General features: G+C 73.1%; 20 protein-coding genes. 11 read left to right on the top strand and 9 right to left on the bottom strand.

Annotation, left to right across the window (positions count from 1 at the left end; translation table 11 throughout):
* The first annotated feature begins 193 nt into the window (after positions 1 to 193).
* The 6 genes from ACH9D3_RS08945 (at position 194) to ACH9D3_RS08920 (ending at position 4,935) form a co-directional block, all read left to right on the top strand.
* Entirely contained in the window at positions 194 to 805 is a 612-nt protein-coding gene (locus ACH9D3_RS08945) for a superoxide dismutase family protein (protein WP_396410662.1), read from the top strand.
* Positions 806 to 903: 98 nt separating this feature from the next.
* Complete coding sequence (locus ACH9D3_RS08940) at positions 904 to 1,716, top strand: alpha/beta fold hydrolase (RefSeq protein ID WP_396399708.1); 813 nt, start codon at positions 904 to 906, stop codon at positions 1,714 to 1,716.
* A gap of 153 nt (positions 1,717 to 1,869) precedes the next feature.
* Positions 1,870 to 2,805, top strand: coding sequence for an SDR family oxidoreductase (locus ACH9D3_RS08935; protein ID WP_396410661.1), 936 nt, complete (start codon positions 1,870 to 1,872; stop codon positions 2,803 to 2,805).
* A 140-nt stretch (positions 2,806 to 2,945) separates the two neighbouring features.
* On the top strand, positions 2,946 to 3,767 hold the full coding sequence (locus ACH9D3_RS08930; RefSeq protein ID WP_396410660.1) for a hypothetical protein: 822 nt from the start codon (positions 2,946 to 2,948) through the stop codon (positions 3,765 to 3,767).
* Entirely contained in the window at positions 3,764 to 4,237 is a 474-nt protein-coding gene (locus tag ACH9D3_RS08925) for a phage holin family protein (RefSeq protein ID WP_396399705.1), read from the top strand. The genes ACH9D3_RS08930 and ACH9D3_RS08925 overlap by 4 nt, the downstream gene beginning before the upstream one ends.
* Positions 4,234 to 4,935, top strand: a complete 702-nt coding sequence (locus tag ACH9D3_RS08920) for a DUF3618 domain-containing protein (RefSeq protein WP_396410659.1) — start codon at positions 4,234 to 4,236, stop codon at positions 4,933 to 4,935. The genes ACH9D3_RS08925 and ACH9D3_RS08920 overlap by 4 nt, the downstream gene beginning before the upstream one ends.
* Positions 4,936 to 5,032: 97 nt before the next feature.
* Here ACH9D3_RS08920 and ACH9D3_RS08915 read toward each other — a convergent pair whose 3' ends face one another.
* Together ACH9D3_RS08915 and ACH9D3_RS08910 are read right to left on the bottom strand one after the other, a co-directional pair.
* The gene (locus ACH9D3_RS08915) at positions 5,033 to 5,881 is read right to left on the bottom strand and encodes a GDSL-type esterase/lipase family protein (protein ID WP_396410658.1); all 849 of its coding nucleotides are present in this window, start codon (positions 5,879 to 5,881) and stop codon (positions 5,033 to 5,035) included.
* Positions 5,882 to 5,951: 70 nt separating this feature from the next.
* On the bottom strand, positions 5,952 to 6,971 hold the full coding sequence (locus tag ACH9D3_RS08910) for an MsnO8 family LLM class oxidoreductase (RefSeq protein WP_396410657.1): 1,020 nt from the start codon (positions 6,969 to 6,971) through the stop codon (positions 5,952 to 5,954).
* A gap of 187 nt (positions 6,972 to 7,158) precedes the next feature.
* On the opposite strand from ACH9D3_RS08910, the gene ACH9D3_RS08905 reads away from it, so the two are divergent.
* The 4 genes from ACH9D3_RS08905 (at position 7,159) to ACH9D3_RS08890 (ending at position 10,006) form a co-directional block, all read left to right on the top strand.
* Positions 7,159 to 7,848: an alpha-ketoglutarate-dependent dioxygenase AlkB gene (locus tag ACH9D3_RS08905; RefSeq protein ID WP_396410656.1), complete on the top strand. Its 690-nt coding sequence runs from the start codon at positions 7,159 to 7,161 to the stop codon at positions 7,846 to 7,848.
* 21 nt (positions 7,849 to 7,869) lie between these two features.
* The gene (locus ACH9D3_RS08900) at positions 7,870 to 8,421 is read left to right on the top strand and encodes a flavin reductase (RefSeq protein ID WP_396410655.1); all 552 of its coding nucleotides are present in this window, start codon (positions 7,870 to 7,872) and stop codon (positions 8,419 to 8,421) included.
* Positions 8,422 to 8,590: 169 nt separating this feature from the next.
* Positions 8,591 to 9,283, top strand: a complete 693-nt coding sequence (locus tag ACH9D3_RS08895) for a flavin reductase family protein (RefSeq protein WP_396399699.1) — start codon at positions 8,591 to 8,593, stop codon at positions 9,281 to 9,283.
* Between the two features lie 126 nt (positions 9,284 to 9,409).
* Positions 9,410 to 10,006, top strand: coding sequence for a YceI family protein (locus ACH9D3_RS08890; protein ID WP_396410654.1), 597 nt, complete (start codon positions 9,410 to 9,412; stop codon positions 10,004 to 10,006).
* Positions 10,007 to 10,090: 84 nt separating this feature from the next.
* Here ACH9D3_RS08890 and ACH9D3_RS08885 read toward each other — a convergent pair whose 3' ends face one another.
* Both ACH9D3_RS08885 and ACH9D3_RS08880 read right to left on the bottom strand, forming a co-directional pair.
* On the bottom strand, positions 10,091 to 10,288 hold the full coding sequence (locus tag ACH9D3_RS08885; RefSeq protein ID WP_396399697.1) for a hypothetical protein: 198 nt from the start codon (positions 10,286 to 10,288) through the stop codon (positions 10,091 to 10,093).
* A 136-nt stretch (positions 10,289 to 10,424) separates the two neighbouring features.
* Complete coding sequence (locus ACH9D3_RS08880) at positions 10,425 to 10,826, bottom strand: cell division protein CrgA (protein ID WP_396410653.1); 402 nt, start codon at positions 10,824 to 10,826, stop codon at positions 10,425 to 10,427.
* Positions 10,827 to 10,968: 142 nt separating this feature from the next.
* Between ACH9D3_RS08880 and ACH9D3_RS08875 the strand changes: the two genes are divergently transcribed.
* On the top strand, positions 10,969 to 11,607 hold the full coding sequence (locus tag ACH9D3_RS08875; RefSeq protein ID WP_396410652.1) for a glutamine amidotransferase-related protein: 639 nt from the start codon (positions 10,969 to 10,971) through the stop codon (positions 11,605 to 11,607).
* A 76-nt stretch (positions 11,608 to 11,683) separates the two neighbouring features.
* Here ACH9D3_RS08875 and pknB read toward each other — a convergent pair whose 3' ends face one another.
* The 5 genes from pknB to ACH9D3_RS08850 are packed head-to-tail and all read right to left on the bottom strand — an operon-like array spanning position 11,684 to position 20,215.
* Complete coding sequence (pknB, locus tag ACH9D3_RS08870; RefSeq protein ID WP_396410651.1) at positions 11,684 to 13,807, bottom strand: Stk1 family PASTA domain-containing Ser/Thr kinase; 2,124 nt, start codon at positions 13,805 to 13,807, stop codon at positions 11,684 to 11,686.
* 3 nt (positions 13,808 to 13,810) lie between these two features.
* Positions 13,811 to 15,556 (bottom strand): protein kinase domain-containing protein, encoded by a 1,746-nt coding sequence (locus ACH9D3_RS08865; RefSeq protein ID WP_396410650.1) that lies wholly within the window; start codon positions 15,554 to 15,556, stop codon positions 13,811 to 13,813.
* Entirely contained in the window at positions 15,553 to 16,998 is a 1,446-nt protein-coding gene (locus ACH9D3_RS08860; RefSeq protein ID WP_396410649.1) for a penicillin-binding transpeptidase domain-containing protein, read from the bottom strand. The genes ACH9D3_RS08865 and ACH9D3_RS08860 overlap by 4 nt, the downstream gene beginning before the upstream one ends.
* Positions 16,995 to 18,734 (bottom strand): FtsW/RodA/SpoVE family cell cycle protein, encoded by a 1,740-nt coding sequence (locus tag ACH9D3_RS08855; protein WP_396410648.1) that lies wholly within the window; start codon positions 18,732 to 18,734, stop codon positions 16,995 to 16,997. The genes ACH9D3_RS08860 and ACH9D3_RS08855 overlap by 4 nt, the downstream gene beginning before the upstream one ends.
* Entirely contained in the window at positions 18,731 to 20,215 is a 1,485-nt protein-coding gene (locus ACH9D3_RS08850; RefSeq protein WP_396410647.1) for a protein phosphatase 2C domain-containing protein, read from the bottom strand. Before ACH9D3_RS08850 ends, ACH9D3_RS08855 begins: the two co-directional genes overlap by 4 nt.
* Positions 20,216 to 20,217: the final 2 nt, after the last annotated feature.

Raw genomic sequence — 20,217 nt, 5'->3', positions numbered from 1 at the left:
AGGGTGTGGGAGAGTAGGACACCGCCGGACCACACCGAAGAAGGGTCGAGCCCCCGCACACACCGTGTGCGGGGGCTCCCCACATTAAACGGCACGTGTTGCCGGCAAAAGATGCTCGTCGTTGAACGCACTCCCACATGGGCCTATGGTCGAGAGCACGGACCCGAGGCGACGAGGAGAAGCTGTGCGACGGATGCGACGGAGCGGACTGACAGGGGCACTGGTCGGAGCGGCGGCCCTGGCGCTGACCGGGTGCGGTGCAGGGGCCGACGAGGAGGCCGTCGTCGAGGAGACGTCGGCCGCGGCCGGGGCGGGAGTCGGGTCCACGGCCACCCTCCAGGACGCCGAGGGCGGGGACGTCGGCACCGTCAGCTTCTCGGAGGTCTCGGCCGGCACCGAGGTGGTGGCCGAGGTCCAGGGTCTCGAGCCGGGCTTCTACGGGCTGCACGTGCACGGGACCGGCCTCTGCGAGCCGGACAGCGCCGCGCCGGACGACCCCGGCAGCACGGGCGCCTTCCTCTCCGCCGGCGGGCACCTCGGCGGGGACGAGGCCGAGCACCCGCAGCACGCCGGAGACCTCCCGTCGCTCTACGTGACCGAGGGCGGGCTCGGCCACCTCACCACCGTGACGGACCGGTTCGCCGTCCAGGACCTCGCGGACGACGACGGCAGCGCCGTGATGATCCACTCCGGTCCGGACAACTACGCCAACATCCCGGAGCGCTACGCGCCCGACGGCCCGGACGAGGTCACCCTCGGCACGGGCGACGCCGGGTCGCGACTGGCCTGCGGCGTGGTCGAGTGACCGGATCGGGCAGAGGTGCGGGCGCCCCTCCCGCAGGGGCCCGGTTCGCTACCCTGGAGGCGGTCGTGTCCGCACCCGAGAGAGAGGGGTCTCCCACCATGCCCGACGTCAGGGCCGGCACCGCCCGGATCAACGGGATCTCCATGACCTACACGGACCGGGGGGAGGGTCCTGTCCTGCTGCTGCTGCACGGTCACGCCTACGACCGCAGCATGTGGACCCGCCAGGTCGAGGTGTTCGCGGGCCGGGGCTGGCGGGTGGTCGCCCCGGACCTGCGCGGCTTCGGCGGCTCCGAGGTCACCGAGGGCATCGTGTACACCGAGGAGTTCGCCGACGACGTCGCCGGGCTGCTGGACCACCTCGAGGTCGAGCAGGCTGTCGTGCTGGGCTTCTCGATGTCGGGCCAGATCGCCATGGAGCTCCTCCACCGGCACCCGGACCGGGTCCGGGCGCTGGTCGTGAACGACACGGTCCCCGAGGCGGAGGACGCCGAGGGAAGACGGCGCCGCCACGTCACCGCGGACGCCATCCTCACGGGCGGCATGCAGACGTACGGGCGCAACGTCCTCGGCAGGATGCTGGCCGAGTCCACGGTGGAGTCCCTCCCCGGGGTGGCCGCCGAGGTCCTGTCGATGCTCCAGGACTCCCCGGCGAAGGGTGCCGCGGCCGCGATGCGCGGGCGCGCCGAACGACGGGACTTCACCGACCTGCTCCGCGGCGCCCGGATCCCCGTGCTGGTGGTCGTCGGCGCGGACGACGTCTTCGACGGCGGGGCAGGCCGGAGGATGGCCGAGCTCGCGCCGGGCGCGGAGCTCGTCGTCGTCGACGGAGCCGGCCACACCCCGAACCTCGAGCAGCCGGCCGCGTTCGACGACGCCCTGGCCGGCTTCCTCGACCGTCTCCCCGGCTGACCGCCCGTCCGGGATCGCTGCGCTCCCGGGCTCCCGGCGGTCCTGCCGGACGCCGGGGCCGTCGTGCCGTGTTCTCCCAGAGAGAACTGCTGTCGGACGGGACGATTACTCAGTATGCTGACATAACATCAGTGCACGACGAAAGGAGTGGACATGGCAGAGACGAACACCAGCTCTCAGGACGCCGACCAGGAGTCGACGGACCAGCTCGCCTTCCAGAACCCCGTGACGCGGTATCCCGTCGTGGAGCCCCCGAAGCAGGACCAGCCGGAGCCGGGCCTGGACGTGGAGCTCGAGCCGAAGACCGACCGTGGTGAGTTCTCCTACCGGGGCACGGGCCGTCTCGAGGGGCGGAAGGCGCTGATCACCGGGGCGGACTCGGGCATCGGCGCGGCCGTCGCCATCGCGTTCGCCAAGGAGGGCGCCGACGTCGCCCTGAACTACCTCCCGGACGAGGAGCCGGACGCGCAGGTCGTCAAGGGCATCATCGAGAAGGCCGGTCGTACGGCCGTCCTCCTTCCCGGGGACCTGAGCGACAAGGACTTCTGCGGGGCCCTCGTCGAGAACGCCGTGAACGGGCTGGGCGGGCTCGACGTCCTGGTCAACAACGCCGGCAAGCAGGTCGCGGTCGAGAGTCTCGAGGACCTGAGCGACGAGCAGCTGACCGACACCTTCACGGTCAACATCCTCGCGATGTTCCGGATCACCAAGGCGGCGCTGCGCCACCTGCCGGCGGGGTCCTCGATCATCAACACGACGTCGATCCAGGCCTACCAGCCGTCGCCGGACCTCCTCGACTACGCGTCCACCAAGGCGGCCATCAACAACTTCACCAAGGGCCTCGGGCAGCAGCTGGGCCCCAAGGGCATCCGCGTCAACGCCGTGGCGCCCGGTCCGTTCTGGACCCCCCTCCAGGTCTCCGACGGGCAGCCGAAGGAGGCTCTGCCGGAGTTCGGGCAGTCGACGCCCCTCGGGCGCGCCGGGCAGCCCACCGAACTCGCCCCGGCCTACGTGTTCCTGGCCTCCTCCGAGTCGAGCTACGTCATCGGCGAGACGCTCAACGTCAACGGCGGCAGCCCGTCGCCGTGACGGACCGCGCCCACGGCCCGCGGCATCGGCACGGTGTTACGGAATCCCGGGGGAGCTTGGCTCACCGAGAGCTTCCACCTAAGCTGAAGGCAGCTCGCATTCCTCAGCGACCTTATTAATATCTGCTGAAAGGCGAAATCATGACCAACAACCCTTATGACCCTACGGCGAGCCACGCCGCCCAGAGCGACTCCTCGTCGAAGAAGGACGCCGCCAAGAACGAGGCGGGCCACCTGAAGAACGAGGCGGCCAGTGCCGGGCAGGACGTCAAGGAGACGGCCAAGGAGCAGGTGGCCGCCGTCAAGAACGAGGCCACCGACCAGGCGAAGGACCTCCTGAGCCAGCTCAAGACCGACATCAACGTCGGCCAGATCACGAGCGACCTCGGCCAGCAGGTGCAGGGGCGTGCCGCCGGCACCGTCCGCAGCCTGAGCGACGAGATCAACGCGCTCGCCAGCGGGGAGAAGCCCGAGTCCGACTACGTGAAGAACCTGCTGAGCAGCGTCAACCAGCAGGTCCAGTCCGTGGCCTCCTCCCTCGAGGACAAGCAGCCCGGTGACCTGGTCGACGACGTGCGCCGCTTCGCCGCCCGCCGCCCGGGTGCGTTCCTGGCCGCGGCCCTCGGCCTCGGCCTGCTGGCCGGTCGCGCGACGCGCAGCGCGAAGGACAGCGACGAGATCGGCACCGACCGCGAGGGCGCCAAGGAGTACTTCGGCGTCAGCGGGCAGCAGGACCAGGGCACCGGCACCCGTCAGGGCGGACAGGACACCACGTCCGGCGTCGCGACCAGCGCCGTCTACGACCAGGGCTACGACCGCAACCTCACCGCGACCGAGACCGCGGACTACACCCCGGCGGACCCCTACGCCTACCGCTCGGACGAGCAGGGCGAGGCGGCTCGCACCTACACCGACCGCGTGCCCGGCACCGTCTACCCCGAACAGGAGGGTGAGCGTCGATGAGCCACCCCATTCCTCCCTCGGACGCCGAGAACCGCGCGGAGCACGAGTCGCTCGGCGAGATGTTCAAGTCGCTGAGCACCAACCTCTCCACGCTCATCCAGCAGGAGATCGCACTCGCCAAGGCGGAGACGACCCAGGTGGTGCAGGAGACCAAGGAGTCCGCCAAGGACGCGGGGAAGGGCGCCGGCATGCTCGCCGGGGCCGGCGTGGCCGGCCACTTCGTCCTCCTCTTCCTCTCCATCGCCCTCATGTGGGGACTGAGCAACCTGGTGGGCCTGGCCTGGTCCTCGGTGATCGTGGCGGTCATCTGGGCCGTCATCGCCGCCATCCTGGCCGCCGTCGGCAAGAAGAACCTCAACAAGGGCAAGCGGGAGATGACCGACGCCACCGAGGATCCCCTGCCCCTGACCCGCGAGACCGTCACCGAGATCCCGGAGACCGTGAAGCCCTCCAAGAAGGAGAACCGATGAGCCAGCAGAACCCCGAAGAGATCCGAGCCGACATCGAGGCGACCCGCGCCCGCCTCAACGCGGACGTCGACGCCGTCGCCGAGAAGGTGACCCCGGACCGCGTCGTCGACCGGCAGAAGGACAAGCTGCGGGACAAGGCGACGGACGTCCGTGAGCGCATCATGGGGGCGTCGGACGACGCCTCCGGTCGCGGCCACGACCTCAAGGAGGGCGCGCAGCACCGTGTGGGCGACCTCAAGGACGGCGTCCAGGACCGTGCCGGTGACCTCAAGGAGGGCGTGCAGAGCGCCCCGGCCACGGCCAAGGCCAAGACCCGGGGCAACCCGTTCGCCGCCGGGCTGATCGCCCTCGGCACCGGGTGGCTCATCGGGTCCCTGCTGCCGTCCTCGCAGAAGGAGCAGGAGCTCGCAGCCAAGGCGGCCGACCGTGCGAAGCCGCACGCCCAGGGCGCCGTCGAGTCCGCCACGGACAGTGCCAAGAGCATGGCCAAGGACGCCGCCAAGAACGTCGCCCTGAGCGTCGCGGGCGACGTCAAGGACCTCAAGGAGCCGGCCAAGGAAGCCGCGAAGTCCGTCAAGGACACCGCGCAGGCCGGCGTCCGTGAGGTCAAGGACGAGGCCAAGTCGGAGGGGCAGCACGTGAAGTCCTCCGCCCAGGACTCCGCCCAGAACGTCAAGGGACAGTCCAAGAACTCCTGACGTCACCGCGGCGGCACGGCCGCTGAGACCCTGCCGCGCCACCACGACGAGGGCCCCGGATCATCGATCCGGGGCCCTCGTCGCGCTCCGGGAGCGGTCAGCAGGCCCGGGCCACCTGGCCGAGGAGCTCCGGGAAGTACCCGGAGAGGTAGCCGCGCTCGGTCGGGTGCAGGTTGTGGTCGCTCTCGGGGTCGAAGAGGATCCACGGTTCCGCCGAGCCGACGCCGTGCCCGCGGAAGCGGTCGGTGACGTCGACGAACACGGCGCCCTCCTCCTCCACGCCCGCCGCGAGGGCCGCGTTGAGGCGGTTTGTCCAGGCGTTGAGCTCGCCGGCGCGCGCGGCGGAGATCAGCGGGGTGTCCTGCCGGTCGTCGAACAGGTGCGGATAGCCGAGCACCACGATGCGCGCGTCCGTCTCCGCGTCGAGCGCGGCGACCGTCTCGGCCGCGGAGGCGGCGGCACCGGCGACGAGCGAGGGCGCCTGGGCGAGCATGGCCTCGCACGGCTCCGGTCCGTAGGCGGCCTCGGCGGGAGCGCTGCAGGCCTCGATGAACCGGCCCCACAGGATGTCGTTGCCCCCCATGGTCAGCGTCACCACGTCGGCGTCCGCGAGGGCGTCGGCCACGAGGGGGACGGAGACGAGGCCCCGCACGTCCTGCGTGGTGGCGCCGGCGCAGGCCGCGTCCAGGATCACGTCGACGCGGGGGTGCGATCCCAGGGCGTCGACGTGGTCCTGTCCGGTGCCCTGATAGCACTCGGGGAGGCCCTCGACCTGCTGGAGTCCGCCGGTGCCGAAGGCCGCGGAGTAGGAGTCGCCGAGATTGACGAGGTCGATCGTGCGCGGTGCCGCGGCAGCGGGGGCCGCGGCCGCGCCCGCGAGGGCGAGCGCGGCCGCCAGGGCGGTGGCGGTGCGTCTGACGGTGCGTCTGGCGGTGACGGAGGACATGGTGACCTTTCGGGAGGGGGCGCCTCCCGGAGGCGGCGCCGTGACGGCGGACGCCGGTGACTCCCTGAATTTACAGTTGCGACGCCCCGGACGGAAGAACTGCCGTCGTGTCCTGTGCCCAGGCCTCGGCCAGGATCTCGAGCGAGCGCAGCACCTGCTCCTGGGTGGGGGAGGAGGGGGCGATCATGAGCTCGTCGGCGTCGGCCGTCGCCGCGAACTCCTCCAGGTAGGACCGCACCTCCTCGGCCGTGCCCGCCGTCGACCAGTGCAGCATGTGCAGGATCTGCTGCCCGGCCGGGCTGTCCATGACCATGTCCAGCTCGGCCTCGCTCAGCTGACGGCCGCGGCCCACCATGGCGCGCACCCGTTCGCGCCGAGCGGTCCCGAGCTGCTCCGCGGCGTCCTGGGCGGTGTCCGCGGCGATGACGTTGACGGCCGCGACGACGTACGGCTCGGCGAGCTGCTCGGAGGGCTGGAACCCGGCGCGGTAGGCGGCCACGGCCTCCACGAGGGCGTCCGGGGCGAAGTGGGACGCGAAGGCGTAGGGCAGTCCGTAGGCCGCGGCGAGCTGGGCTCCGAACAGCGAGGAGCCGAGGATCGTGAGCGGCACGTCCGTCCCCGCTCCCGGCACGGCGCTGACGCCGGGGACGATCGAGCGGCCGCCGAGGTAGCCCTGCAGCTCGCGGACGTCCTGGGGGAACTGCTCGGCGGCGGCGGGGTCGCGGCGCATGGCCCGCACCGTCCGCGGGTCCGTGCCGGGGGCGCGCCCCAGGCCCAGGTCGATGCGTCCGGGGTGCAGCTCCGCGAGCGTGCCGAACTGCTCGGCGATCACCAGCGGGGAGTGGTTGGGGAGCATGACCCCTCCCGCGCCCAGGCGGATGGTGGCGGTGTGCGCCGCGACGTGGGCGATCAGCACGGCGGGGGCCGAGGAGGCGATGGTCGGCATGTTGTGGTGCTCCGAGTACCAGACCCGCCGGTAGCCCAGCCGTTCGGCGTGCTGGGCGAGCCGCACGGAGTCGGCGAAGCTCTCGCCCACGGAGGCGCCCCGGCGGACGGTGGCGAAGTCGATGACGGACAGGGGGAGGGGCACGGCGGACCTTTCGCGGGGAATTCGGGCGGTCCTCCACGCTACTCCTGTCCGCGCGGCGGCGCCGTGGCGGAGCGCACACCGGGGCTGTGCGCCGCGGGCGGGGCGTGGTAGGCGCCGCGGGCCCTGCGTGGTGGGCGGGGGCGTGCTGGGCCGAGCGGTGTCCGGGGGCCCGGCTACGCTCGGCCCCATGACCGACCTCTCGTCCGGGACGCCCGAGCTGTTCGAGCTGCCGCGGGAGCGCGCCGAGATCGTGCCCGGAGCCGTCCACGTGCCGGACTGGCTCGGGCTCGAGGACCAGCGGGAGCTCGTGCTCCGGTGCCGCGAGTGGGCGCTGGGCCCCGCACCCATGCGCCACGTGGTGCTTCCGGGGGGCGGGCGCATGTCGGTGCGCTCCACCACGCTGGGCCGGGACGGGGCGCCCTACCGGTACCTGCGCACCGGGGAGCACGAGCGCGCCCCGGACATGCCCCCGTGGCTGAGCGCGCTGGGCCGCCGGGCCGTGCTGGAGGCCTACGGGCCCGGCAGCCCGGACGCACGGGACCACCGGCCGGACACCGCACTGGTGAACTTCTACGACGCCGCCGCCCGGATGGGCATGCACCAGGACAAGGACGAGGCCTCCGCGGCGCCGATCGTCTCCCTCTCCCTCGGCGACGCGTGCGTCTTCCGGTTCGGGAACACGCAGACCCGCTCGGCGCCGTACCGTGACATCGAGCTGCGCAGCGGGGACCTGTTCGTCTTCGGGGGCCCCTCCCGCTACGCGTTCCACGGCGTGCCGCGCATCCTCCCCGGCACGGGACCGGCCGCGCTGGGCATGAAGGGCGGGCGGCTGAACCTCACCCTGCGGATGACGGGACGTGCCGGACCGGCCCGCTGAGCCCCGTGCCACACTGGCGGCATGGAACTTCCCGACGCCGCCCCCGCACACCTGGTCGACCCGGCGGCGCCGGACGCCGAGGACGTCGGTGCGTACCGCCTCCTCGCCGCCGACATCGCCTCCGGCGTGGCGGTGGTGGCCGCGCGGCACCGCCGGCGCGACGTCGCGGCGACCGTGACGGGGTTCCTGGACGTGTCCTACGACCCGCCCACCATGCTCGTGAGCCTGTTCGAGGAGGGCCGGATCTGCGACGCCGTGGAGTCCTCCGGCGCATGGACGCTCTCCGTGCTGCGGCGGGACCAGGAAGGGACCGCCAACTGGCTCGCGAGCCCCGGCAACCCGGTCGAGGGCCTGCTGGACCGCGTCCCCTTCCGTCGCGCGCCGCGGTCGGGGGCGCCGGTGCTGGACGGGGCGCTCGCGTGGTTCGAGCTGTCCACCGTGGCCGTGCACACGGCCGCAACGCACCGGATCGTCGTCGGTGAGGTGACCGCGATGGGGCGCGGTGTCGCGGAGGCGCGGGCGGACGACCCGCTGGTGCACTACGCCCGCGGCTACCGGGGGCTGGCCCGGTGACCCCCGAGCACCGGACCAGGTGCCCGTGCAAGACTGTGACGTCGGGAGTCCCCGGACCTGCGGCGGAATCGTTTGCTCCCCGCCCCGGTTGTGGTCTTAGCGTGGGCGGATGACGCCGACCCGCGGCGCCCGCCCACGGTTTCCCACGGCCTCCCACGGAAGGACTCTCATGGCGGCCCAGCAGCACGGACGCGGACCTGGCCGAGGTCCCGACGACGGCGCACCCGGAGCCGGTGCCCCGGTGCAGGCGACGCGCGAGCCCGGGCCCGGCGCCGCCCCGCCGTCCGGTGCGCCCGCCGAGCGCGCGGCCTCGGAGGTCGCCGACCTCGAGGTCCCGGCCGGCCACCTCGAGAACCTGGACCACGTCGGCGAGGCCTTCAAGGCGGCGTTCGCCGACCACCCGGCGGGCGTCGCGATCATCACCGCACGGGGACCGGACGGCCCCGTGGGCCTGACGGCGTCCTCGGTCTCGTCCGTGTCGGTCGTGCCGCCGATCCTCGGCTTCTCGCTGCAGGCCCGGCAGGGGTCGGCCGCGCTGCTGGCCGAGGCCGAGTCCTTCCTGGTGCACCTGCTGGACGCCGAGAACCTGGACCTGGCGAGGTCCTTCGCCGTCTCCGGGTCCCCGCGCTTCGGCGCGGACATGCCGTGGGAGTACCTGGGGACGGGGGAGCCCCGGCTGCTGGGCGTCGGCCGTGTCCTGCGAGCGGTCCCGCTGGCCAGGATCAAGGCCGGTCCTGCCCTCGTGTTCAACGCCGCCGTGGTCGACGTCCTGGGCCACGAGGGCACGGGCGGACCGCTCGTCTACCACCGCCGCCGCTTCCACGAGCTCAACGACCGTTCCGCGCTGGACCCCGAGGCCTGAGCCTCCCCGCCCCCGTGGAGTGTCGCCGGGATCCCCTCGACCGTTGTTGTTGACACATCACCAAGAGGGTCCTAGGGTAGTTGACGAAGCAACCAGTTGTTCGTCGCTCACCCCAAGGAGAACACCATGTCCCAGCTCAACGGTCTCGTCCCCGGTTCCTGGACCTTCGACCCCGCCCACTCCGAGGTCGGCTTCACCGTCCGGCACGCCGGGATCTCCAAGGTGCGCGGCACCTTCGGCGAGGTCGACGCGCAGCTCGAGGTCACCGACCCGGTCGAGAGCTCGACCCTGAGCGCCACCATCCGGACGGCGTCCATCGACACCAAGAACGCCGACCGCGACGCCCACGTGCGCAGCGCCGACTTCTTCGCGGTCGAGGAGCACCCCACGATGACCTTCACCTCGACCGCCGTGGCCTTCGACGGCGAGGACGGCACGATCACCGGCGAGCTGACGATCAAGGGCGTGAGCCGCACCGTCGAGCTCGGGACCGAGTTCAGCGGCGTGGTGGTGGACGCCTTCGGCGTGACCCGTGCCGGCTTCTCCGCCGAGACCACGATCTCCCGCAAGGACTTCGGCATCACCTGGAACGCCGCGATGGAGGCCGGCGGGGTCCTCGTCTCCGACAAGGTCGTCATCAGCCTCGACGTCGCGTTCACCGCGCCGCAGGACGATCCGGAGGCGACCGTCGAGGGCCAGGAGTCCATCTCGGCCGAGGTCTGATCCCCGGGCGGCCGCGCCCTCGAGACCACCGGCCCGCGCCCCGACCGGGGTCGCGGGCCGGTGCCGTGCACGCGGTGGCCGGCGCTAGCGGAACTGCTGCACGACGAACCAGACCACGGGGGCCGCGACCAGCAGCAGCAGGGCCCACCGGCGCAGCCGCACCTCGAACCTGGCGGGGTCGAACCGTCGTCCGCCCTCCGGTCGCGACGCGGCGATCTCGTCCTCGAGGGGCCGCGGGGAGGGCTCGGGCGAGTCCTCGGGGCCGGTGCTGCGATGGGACACGGTGCCTCCGTGGTCGTGGGGATCTCGCCTCATTGTTCCAGGTGCGCGGCTGCTGCGGCGGGCCGGGAACGACGGACTCCCCGTCCGGACACCGGTCCGGACGGGGAGTCCGTGGTGCGGCCGGACCGGGGACCCGTCACCGCCACCTGGTGGTCATGATCAGGCCTGCCATCATCAGGGCCAGGCCGACGCCGATGTTCCACGTGCCGATCCCGGGGACGGGGTAGGCGCCCTGGAAGAGGTAGTAGACGATGAGCCACAGCAGACCGACCACCAGCAGGCCCAGCATGATGACCTTGTACCAGGTGGGGGTCGGGGCCGGGGCCTCCGGCGAGCCGTGCCGGGAGCGCTCGGTGAGCTCCTGCGCCACCGCGTTGGCCGTGGCCTCCGGGTCGAAGGCGGTGGAGCCGCCGGGCAGTCCCTCCGCCGCCAGTCGTGCGAGCTCCGCGTCGACGGGCGGCGTGGCGGACGGCGCCGTCCGTCCGGAGCCGCCGGGACGGCGGGCGGTCTTCTTGCGGCGGTTCTTGGACTCGGGCACTGATCCTCCTGATCACCAAGCGGGCCGTCTGCACGGCGGGGGGTCCGGTGCACCAGTCTAGCCGCCCGGTGCGTGCCGTCCCGCGGACGCGTAAGCTGGACGGGCGAACGCGCCGAGAGGCGCCCCACTCCCAGGAGACCCCGTGACCGTCAAGATCCTCGTCGTGGACAACTACGACAGCTTCGTCTACACCCTCGTCGGCTACCTCGAGCAGCTCGGTGCCGAGACCACGGTCATCCGCAACGACGACCTCGGCGAGAGCGCCTCCTGCGCCCTCGCCGACGAGCACCAGGGCGTCCTGCTCTCTCCCGGACCCGGCGCCCCCGCCGACGCCGGGGTGTGCACCGCGCTCATCCGCCACGCCGAGCGGACGCGGCAGCCGCTGCTCGGGGTCTGCCTCGGTCACCAGGCCCTCGCCGAGGCCTACGGCGGCACCGTCACCCACGCCGAGGAGCTCATGCACGGGAAGACCTCGCAGGTGGAGCACAACGGCACGAGCGTCTTCGGCACGGTGCCGAGCCCGTTCACGGCGACCCGCTACCACTCGCTCGCCGTGGTCGACCGGTCCGTTCCCGACGTCCTCGAGGTCACCGCGCGCACCCCGAACGGGGTGATCATGGGCCTGCGCCACAAGAGCGCTCCGCTGCACGGGCTGCAGTTCCACCCCGAGTCCGTCCTCACGGAGGGCGGCTACCTCATGCTCGGCAACTGGCTCGAGCTCGTGGGGCTCACGGGCGCGGCGCGGGCCGCCGCGTCCCTGTCCCCGCTGATCACCGTCTGACCGCGGCCCCGCGGTCCCCGGAGCGAGGACCGCGGGGACGGTCTGCGGGGTCAGGAGGGCCGGACCGCGGGCGCCGCTACTGGCCGCGCCCGGACCCCGCGCTCTCCGTCCGCTCCACCGCACGCTCGGCCTCCGTGCGGCCGGACGCCGGAGAGGCGCGCCCGACCTCCGCGCGCCCGGCGAGGGCGTCCTGCCGGTCCGCTCCGAGCGCCGCGGCGTCGGAGTCGGTCGCCGGTTCGGCGTCGCGGTCGTCCTCCGGCTCGCCGTCCTCCGATCCGCCGTCCTCCGGTCCGCCGTCCTCCTGGGTCTCCTCCCCGCTGTCCTCCTCCGCCCCGTCGCCGGGGGCGTCGTCGGGGGCGTCCTGCTCCTCCTCGGTCGGGTCCGGGGACGGCGGCGACGTCGGGGCGGACGTGGGCGCGGGCGGCCGGGGCGGTTCCGGGGCGACCGCCACGGTGAGCCGGACCGTGGTGCCCTGCGGCGCGGACTGGCCGGCGTCCACGCTCTGGTCCACGACCTGCCCGGCCGGCACCCCGCTCCGGGGTGCGGTGGCGATCTCGTAGGGGAGGCGGACCGCGTCCGCGTCGAGGGCGGCGGTCGCCTCCTCCTGGCTCAGACCCACGAGCTGAGGCACGGTCACCCGCCCCGTGGACAGGACGAGCTCCACCTCCGAGCCGATCGGGACGGTGGTCCCGCCGGCCGGGACGGTCCCGACCACCATCCCCCGCGGCGCCCACGAGCTGTTCGCCGTGCGGGTGTCCCCGGCCTCGAGCCCCGCGGCCTCCAGGGCCTCCCGCACGTCCGCCTCCGACCGGCCCACGAGCTCCTCGGGGACCTCCACCTCCGACGGACCCCTCGAGACGTCGATGACGACGGTGGCACCCTCCTCGAGCCGCGTGTCGGCCACCGGGTCGGTGCCCACCACGTCGCCCTCGGGCACGACGTCGTCGAAGACCTCCTCGCGCTGCGGCACGAGGTCCGCGTTGCGCAGGACCGTCTCGGCCACCGACGCGTCCATGCCCGCCACGTAGGGCACGGCGGTGAACGCCGGCCCGCCGCGCTGGTCCTGGAACCACTGGAGGGCCACGAACCCCAGGACGCCGAGGGCCGCCAGCACGAGCAGGCCCAGCATCGCGCCGCGCAGGGACCGCCGCCGGCGGCGCCGCGCCGGGGCCGAGCCGCCGTCCCCCGTCCTCGCGGCCGGCGGGACCGCCGTGCCCTCGGCCGTCGGCTCGCCGGCCCCCATCGGGGCGGGGACGGGCACGGGGACGGGCGGGAGGGTCTTCGTGTCCTCGTCCTGATCCGGCACCGTGTGCAGGGACTGGGTGGCGTCGAGATCGTCCGGCACCGCCGGGCGCAGCTCGCGCAGGGCGCGGCGCATCTGCCCCGCGTCCTGGAAGCGGACGGACCGGTCCTTGGCGAGAGCCTTCGCGACGAAGGCGTCGACACGGGACCCGAGCCGGGGATCCAGCTCGGAGGGCGCGGGGGGACGGTCCCGGACGTGCTGGGCGGCGATGTCCACCGAGGACGCGCCCACGAACGGCGCCCGCCCCGTGAGCATCTCGAAGAGCACGCACCCGGCGGAGTAGAGGTCGGAGCGGGCGTCCACGGACTCGCCCCGGGCCTGCTCCGGGGACAGGTACTGCGCGGTGCCGAGGACCGCCTGGGCCTGGGTGAGCGCCGGTGCGGTGTCCTCGACCGCCCGGGCGATCCCGAAGTCCATGACCTTGATCTGCCGTTCCGGGGTGACGATCACGTTGGCGGGCTTGATGTCACGGTGGACGATGCCCGCCCGGTGGCTGTACTCGAGGGCGTCGAGGATGCCGAGCGTGATGTCCACGGCGTCCCGGGGAGTGACGGCGTCCTCGTGGATCAGCTCGCGCAGGGTCCGCCCGGGCACGTACTCCATCACGATGTAGGGCCGGTCCACGCCCTCGTCGGTCTCCGCGAGGATCTCGCCCGTGTCGTAGACCGAGACGATCGAGTGGTGGTTCAGCGCCGCCACGGACTGCGCCTCGCGCTTGAAGCGCTCGTGGAACGTGTCGTCCCGGGCCAGTTCGGGGCGCAGCACCTTGATGGCCACCCGCCGGTCCAGTCGCAGGTCCCGCCCGAGGTGGACCGTCGCCATCCCGCCGCGGCCGACGGTCTCGCCCACCTCGTAGCGGTCGTTGATCAGGCGGGGAACGACGTTCCGGCCCGGCACGGCTCAGCCCTCCTGGTCGGATCCGGCCGGAGACGCCGTGGACGCGGGGGATCCGGTGGTGGGGGTGGCCCCCGGCGCGACGGCGACCCACATCTCGACGGTGTCGCCGGGGCGGACGGTGGACCCGCCCAGCGGCTGGGTCCGCAGCACCGTGTCCGGCTCCGCGTCCGCGGTGGCCTCCTCCCGGAGGGTGATGTTGACGCCGAGGGCGGTGATCTCGTCGATCAGGGGCTGCGCCGGCCGGCCCACCATCCCCGTGGGCAGCTCGACGGTGTCCGGGCCCGTCGAGTACTCGACCGTGATGGTCGTGCTCCGCGACACCTGGCCCACCGGGTTCAGGGACAGGACGGTGTTCTCCTCGTCGTCCGCCGTGCGGCCCACGCGCTCCACGGGGAAGCCGAGGTCCGAGAGCTCCTGCACCACGTCGTCCACGGGCCGGCCCTCGTACCGGGCGGCGAGGACCTCCACCGCGTCCGCGCCGGGGTCCTCCGCCGCCGGATCGGCCGGGGCCACGGACAGCGGCGAGGTGGACACGGTGCCGGTCGGCGACGGCTCCTGGCTCACGGGCACGGGATCGCGGAGGAGGAAGAACCACAGCAGGCCCCCCAGGACGAGCAGCACCAGGAGCACCGGCAGCAGCCAGGACCACACCGAGCGGGTCTCGGGGCGCTGCGCGGGCCGGGCCGGGCCGGCGCCGTAGCTCCCGGCGTCCTCCTCGGGGCGGCGGGGGGCGTCGACGACGGTCAGCTCGGCGGTGATCGGGCGCGGCGGTCCGGCCGCCGCGCCCGCGGCCGCCGCCGCGGACCTGCTGTCGCGGTCCAGCACCTGGGTCGGCTCGTCGCGCACCGGCTCGAACGCCTGGGTGGCGTCGTCGTCGGGCAGGTCGAGGAAGGGCCGCATGCCGGGGACCGCGGCGACCGCGGCGTCCTCGTCACCGCGGCGGATGGCGTCCACGGCGGTGCCCAGGGCGCCGGCCGTGGCCGGGCGGTCCCGCGGGTCCTTCGCGAGCATCGACATCAGGAGCGCCCGCACGGTCTCGGGCACGGCGTCGGACAGCGGCGGCGGGGGGTCGTTGACCTGCGCGAGGGCGATCGCGATCTGCGACTCCCCGGTGAACGGGCGCCGCCCGGCCAGGCACTCGTAGCCGATGATGCCCAGCGAGTAGATGTCCGAGGACCCCGTGGCGGTCTGGCCCGTGGCCTGCTCCGGGGCGAGGTACTGGGCGGTGCCCATGACCTGCCCGGTGGCCGTGAGGGGCACCTGGTCCGCCAGGCGGGCGATCCCGAAGTCCGTGACCTTCACCCGGTTGTCCGGGGTGATGATGAGGTTGCCGGGCTTCACGTCCCGGTGCACGAGGCCCTGGGCGTGCGCGGCCGCCAGGGCCCGGGCCGTCTGCCCGATGTAGTTGAGCACCGTGTCCGGTCCGAGGGTCTTGCGCCGCTCGATGATGTTGGACAGCGGCTCGCCGGGGACCAGCTCCATGACCAGGAAGGCGGAGCCCTCCTCCTCGCCGTAGTCGAAGACGTTCGCGACGCCGGGGTGGTTCAGGAGAGCGGTGTGCCGGGCCTCCGCGCGGAAGCGCTGCAGGAAGTTCGGGTCCCCCGTGTACTCCTCCTTGAGGATCTTCACGGCCACGATGCGGCCCAGGACCCGGTCCTTGGCCTTCCACACCTCACCCATGCCGCCGATCGCGATCCGATCGGTCAGTGCGTAGCGCCCGCCCAGGACGGTGCTCGACGATGGTCTCACTTGTTCAACACCGCCTCGAAGAGTCGCTTGGCACTCGGACTGGTCAGGGAGGCGCCCGTCGCCACGTCCACGTCCTCGAAGACGACGGCGAGGGCCACCTGGGGGTCGTCGGCCGGGGCGAAGCCCGTGAACCAGGCGTCGTTGAGGCCCTCGTCCGAGCCGATCTCGGCGGTGCCCGTCTTGCCGGCCACCTCGACGCCGGGCAGGGCCGCGCCGCCCGCGATGCCGTCGTCGACGACCTCGACCATGAGCTCCGTGACGGTGTTGGCGACGTCCGCGCTCGTGGAGCGGCGCAGCTGCTCCGGGGTGAACTCCTCGATCACGGACAGGTCGGCGGAGCGCACGGTCTCCACGAGCTGCGGCTTCATCATCACGCCGTCGTTGGCGATCGTGGCGCTCGTCATGGCCACCTGCAGCGGCGTGGTCCGCACGTCGTACTGGCCGATCGAGGACAGCGCGAGCTGCGCCTCGTTGAGCTCCTCGGGGAAGACGGAGGGGGTCACCTGCAGCGGCACCGAGAGGGGCTCCCCGTAGCCGAAGTTCCGGGCGGTCTCCCGGATCGCGTCCTCCCCGAGGTCCAGGGCGATCGAGGCGAACGGCGTGTTGCAGGACTGCTCGAGGGCGAACTCCAGGTCCGCCTGCGTGCGGGCGGTGCACGTGCCGCCCACGTAGTTGGGCAGGGTCACGTCGGTGCCGGGCAGGGGCAGCTCCTGGGGGTTCGGGATCAGGGTCTCCGTGGTGTAGTCCCCGGACTCCAGGGCGGCCACGGTGTCGATGATCTTGAACGTCGAGGCGGGGGCGTAGAGGTCGCCGGCGACGGCCCGGTTGACGAGGGGCTCCTCGGGGTCCGCGTTGAGCCGCTCCGCGGCGGCGATCACGGAGCCCGAGTCGTGCGAGGCCAGCTCGTTGGGGTCGTAGCCGGGGCTCGAGACCATGGCGAGGATCGCGCCCGTCTCCGGGTCGAGGGCCACCACGGACCCCTTCCGCCCCTGCAGCACCTCGGCGGCGGTCTGCTGCAGCACGGGGTCGATCGTGAGCTCGACCGAGGCGCCCGTGGGCTGGTTCCCGGAGAACATCGAGACCACCCGGTCGTAGAACTGCTCGTCGGAGGCGCCGGAGAGCTCGTCGCCGAGGGCTGCCTCGAGTCCCGTGGCGCCGTAGACCAGGGAGAAGTAGCCCGTCAGGTGACCGTACGCCAGCGGATCCGCATAGACGCGCTGGAACTCGAAGTCGTCCTCCGAGGGCACGGAGGAGGCCTTCGGGTCGCCGTCCACCAGGATCGCCCCGCGGTCGGCGCCGAACTGGTCGTACAGGCTGCGGTTGTTCCAGGGGTGGGCCTCGAGCGCGCCCGCCGCGAAGAACTGCACGTAGGTCAGCGCGAGGAGCAGCACGGTGAAGATCGCCACGCCGGCCACCCAGGTGTGTCGGATCGCCCGGTTCACGATGCTCCTCCGCGCTCGGTGCTCCGGGACCCTCCGGGGTCCCTGCGGTCATGGTCGGTGAGGCGGGACATCGCCTCGGTGGGCGTGCCGCCGAGATGGTCCTCGTCCTCGTCCCCGGCGTCCCGGTGCCCGCCCGGGCCCGCGGCCGCGATCGGCTCGGTGGCTGCGGTGTCGGGGGACGGCGCGGTTCCGCGGGTGGTCTCCGCCGGCGTGGCGGGCTGCTCGGCGCCGGGAGCGTCCTCGTCCGCCGGCGACCCGTCCGTCTGCTCCCCGTTGCGGCGGTCGCGGCGGCGCTCGGCGCGCTCCTGCTCGTCCTGCCGGGCCGCCTCGCGCAGCGCGGCCTCGTGGGCGGCGACCTCGGCGAGGTCGGCCTCGGTGGCCGGACCGGTGACCACGGGCCGGCGGGCCGTGTGGGAGATCGCCAGGATGATCGCCGCGATGATCCAGTTGGACAGCAGCGAGGACCCGCCGGCGGACATGAACGGGGTGGTGAGCCCGGTGAGGGGGATGAGGCGGGTGACCCCGCCCACCACCACGAACAGCTGCAGGACCATGACCGCGGAGAGCCCCGCGGCCAGCAGCTTGCCGAAGGCGTCGCGGGTGCCCAGGGCGGCCCGGAAGCCCCGGGTGACGAAGAGGAAGAACAGCACCAGCACGGCGCTGAGCCCGATCAGCCCCAGCTCCTCGCCGAACGCGGTGATGATCATGTCCGAGTTGGCGTAGGACACGAGGTCGGGCCGGCCCTGTCCCAGTCCCTGTCCGAAGAGCCCGCCCGAGGAGAGCCCGAAGAGGCCCTGGACGATCTGCCCGGAGCCGCCCGGGGCCCGGTTGTACACCTCGGGGTCGAACGCGTTGAGCCAGGAGTCCAGCCGCGCGGCGACGTGGCCGAAGACCTGGCTGGCCAGGAAGCCGCCCACGGCCACGAGCAGGAGGCCGATGACGATCCAGCTCAGCCGGGTCGTGGCCAGGTAGATCATGGCCAGGAACAGGCCGAAGAACAGGATGGCGGAACCGAGGTCCCGCTGGAACACGAGCACGCCGATCGCGATGATCCAGGCGGCGAACATGGGGGCCATGTCCCGGAACCGCGGCAGGCGCACGGGGCCGACCTTCTTGCCGGCCAGGAGGATGAGGTCCCGGTTGGTCGAGAGGTAGCCCGCGAAGAAGACGGCCAGCGTGATCTTGGCGACCTCGCCGGGCTGGAACGTGCGGCCGCCCACCGAGACCCAGATCCGGGCGCCGTTGAGTTCCAGACCGAGACCGGGCAGGAGGGGGAGGACCAGCAGCAGCCCGCTGAGCAGGAGGCAGATGTAGGTGATCCGCCGCAGCACCCGGTGGTCCTTGAGGAACCAGAGCACCAGGCCGGCGGCGGTCATCGCGAAGGCCGTCCACACCACCTGGGCGCCCGCGGCCGACTGGTCCGTGGTGAGGTCGATCCGGTGGATCATGGCGATGCCCAGGCCGTTGAGCGCCACCACGATCGGCAGGACGTAGGGGTCCGCGTACTTGGCCCGCAGCCGCACCACCACGTGCAGCAGCAGGGCGCCGATGCCCAGGACCAGTCCCGAGAGAAGGATGTGCGGGTCCCCGGAGCCGAGCTGGTCGGGGTCCACGAGGATGTTCGCGCCCACGCCGATGCCCACGGCCAGGACGAGCAGGAGCAGCTCGGCGAGCCGCCGCGGCTTCTGGCGGGGTCCGGTCTGCTCCTGGGCGGAGGCCCCGGCGGGGGCGCTCATCGGTCCTCACCGGTGCCGGCGGCGGGCGGGGCCGCGGGTGGGTCCGTGGCCCGCAGGACGGTGCCGGTGGGGCGCGGCGCGGTGCCGTCGGTCTCCTCCGGGACGGACTCGCGCAGCTCGCGCACGATGCGCTCCGCCTCCTCGAGGCTGTCCGCCGGGATGGCGCTGCGCACCCGCTCCTGGGCGAAGCCCGGGAGGTCGTCGATCCGCAGGTCGGTGGTGCGCTCGAGGTCGCTCAGGCTCACGGGACCGAGCGACTGGGAGACACCGTTGTAGATCGCCACGCTGCCCTGCTGCTCGCCGACGTAGTACTGCGAGCTGATCCAGCCGCCGGTCAGCCATCCGCCGGCGACGAGGAGCAGCCCGGCCGTGGCGAGGGCGAGCACCGTCACGGCACGCCTGTGCCGGCGCCGGCGCGGGGACGGGGCGGCGGCGTCCGCGCGGTGCAGCGCCGACTCGACCTCCTGCGGATCCGCCAGCGTGTCGGGGGCCGACGTCTGCAGGAGGGTCGCGCGGCGCTCGAGGACGCTGTCGCTGACGGTGGGGATGCGCCCGGTCTGGGTGGCGTTGGCGGCCGCGCCCACGAGCAGGTGGGGGCGGGCGGCGAGGCCGCGGCGCAGCGCGGCCGCCGAGGACTCGGACGCGTCCTCGGCCGGGGTCTGCGTTCCGGTGTCCGCGGTGATCTCGTCGGAGGTGCGCGAGGCGTCCGGGAGCGCACCGCGCGTCTCGCCGACGAGCGGCACGGGCGCGGTCTCGTCGGTCTCGAAGACCTGGACGACCACCACGGTCACGTTGTCCGGGGCTCCGCGGTCGAGGGTCAGCTCCACGAGCGTGTCCACGATCTGGTTGAGGTCGTCGGTGGAGCCGAGCACGGACTCGATGGTCTCCGGCCGGACCACGGCGTTGAGGCCGTCCGAGCACAGCAGCCAGCGCTCGCCGCTCTCGGGGCGGACGGTCTCCACGTCGATCTCGGGGGACGCGTCGACGTCCCCGAGCACGCGCATCAGCACGTTCTTGTGCGGGTGGGACTCGGCCTCGTCGGGGCGCAGGCGGCCCTCGTCGATGAGCCGCTGGACGAAGGTGTGGTCCTTGGTGACCTGGCGGAACTCGTCGCCCCGGAGCCGGTAGGCGCGGGAGTCGCCGATGTGGGCCACGACGAGCTCGTCCTGGTCGGCCAGCAGGGCCGTGACGGTGGTGCCCATCCCGCCGAGGCGGGCATTGCCCAGGACCAGCCGGGCGAGGTTCTGGTTGGCGTTCTGGATCTCGTCCGTGAGCACGGTCGCCCCGTCGCCGTGGTGGTCGGGCCGGTCGAGGCCCGTGAGGTCCATGACCGCGGAGGCCGACGCGACGTCCCCGCCCACGTGCCCGCCCATGCCGTCGGCGACCACGGCGAGGTGGCGGCCCGCGTAGGCGGAGTCGTCGTTCTTCGACCGGACCCTGCCCACGTCGGAGCGTGCGGCGTAGCGGAAGGCGATCGCCATGC

The sequence above is a fragment of the Kocuria kalidii genome, from assembly GCF_044462225.1.
GTDB lineage: Bacteria > Actinomycetota > Actinomycetes > Actinomycetales > Micrococcaceae > Kocuria > Kocuria kalidii.
The sequence above is the reverse complement of the archived record's forward strand: the minus strand, read 5'-3'. Positions and strand labels throughout refer to the sequence as shown.

What these genes read in the sequence shown, in the direction of transcription:
- ACH9D3_RS08945 (WP_396410662.1), top strand. Translation starts at nt 194, where the DNA reads ATGCGACGGAGCGGACTGACAGGGGCACTGGTCGGAGCGGCGGCCCTG.
- ACH9D3_RS08940 (WP_396399708.1), top strand. Translation starts at nt 904, where the DNA reads ATGCCCGACGTCAGGGCCGGCACCGCCCGGATCAACGGGATCTCCATG.
- ACH9D3_RS08935 (WP_396410661.1), top strand. Translation starts at nt 1,870, where the DNA reads ATGGCAGAGACGAACACCAGCTCTCAGGACGCCGACCAGGAGTCGACG.
- ACH9D3_RS08930 (WP_396410660.1), top strand. Translation starts at nt 2,946, where the DNA reads ATGACCAACAACCCTTATGACCCTACGGCGAGCCACGCCGCCCAGAGC.
- ACH9D3_RS08925 (WP_396399705.1), top strand. Translation starts at nt 3,764, where the DNA reads ATGAGCCACCCCATTCCTCCCTCGGACGCCGAGAACCGCGCGGAGCAC.
- ACH9D3_RS08920 (WP_396410659.1), top strand. Translation starts at nt 4,234, where the DNA reads ATGAGCCAGCAGAACCCCGAAGAGATCCGAGCCGACATCGAGGCGACC.
- ACH9D3_RS08915 (WP_396410658.1), bottom strand. Translation starts at nt 5,881, where the DNA reads ATGTCCTCCGTCACCGCCAGACGCACCGTCAGACGCACCGCCACCGCC.
- ACH9D3_RS08905 (WP_396410656.1), top strand. Translation starts at nt 7,159, where the DNA reads ATGACCGACCTCTCGTCCGGGACGCCCGAGCTGTTCGAGCTGCCGCGG.
- ACH9D3_RS08900 (WP_396410655.1), top strand. Translation starts at nt 7,870, where the DNA reads ATGGAACTTCCCGACGCCGCCCCCGCACACCTGGTCGACCCGGCGGCG.
- ACH9D3_RS08895 (WP_396399699.1), top strand. Translation starts at nt 8,591, where the DNA reads ATGGCGGCCCAGCAGCACGGACGCGGACCTGGCCGAGGTCCCGACGAC.
- ACH9D3_RS08890 (WP_396410654.1), top strand. Translation starts at nt 9,410, where the DNA reads ATGTCCCAGCTCAACGGTCTCGTCCCCGGTTCCTGGACCTTCGACCCC.
- ACH9D3_RS08855 (WP_396410648.1), bottom strand. Translation starts at nt 18,734, where the DNA reads ATGAGCGCCCCCGCCGGGGCCTCCGCCCAGGAGCAGACCGGACCCCGC.
- ACH9D3_RS08850 (WP_396410647.1), bottom strand. Translation starts at nt 20,215, where the DNA reads ATGGCGATCGCCTTCCGCTACGCCGCACGCTCCGACGTGGGCAGGGTC.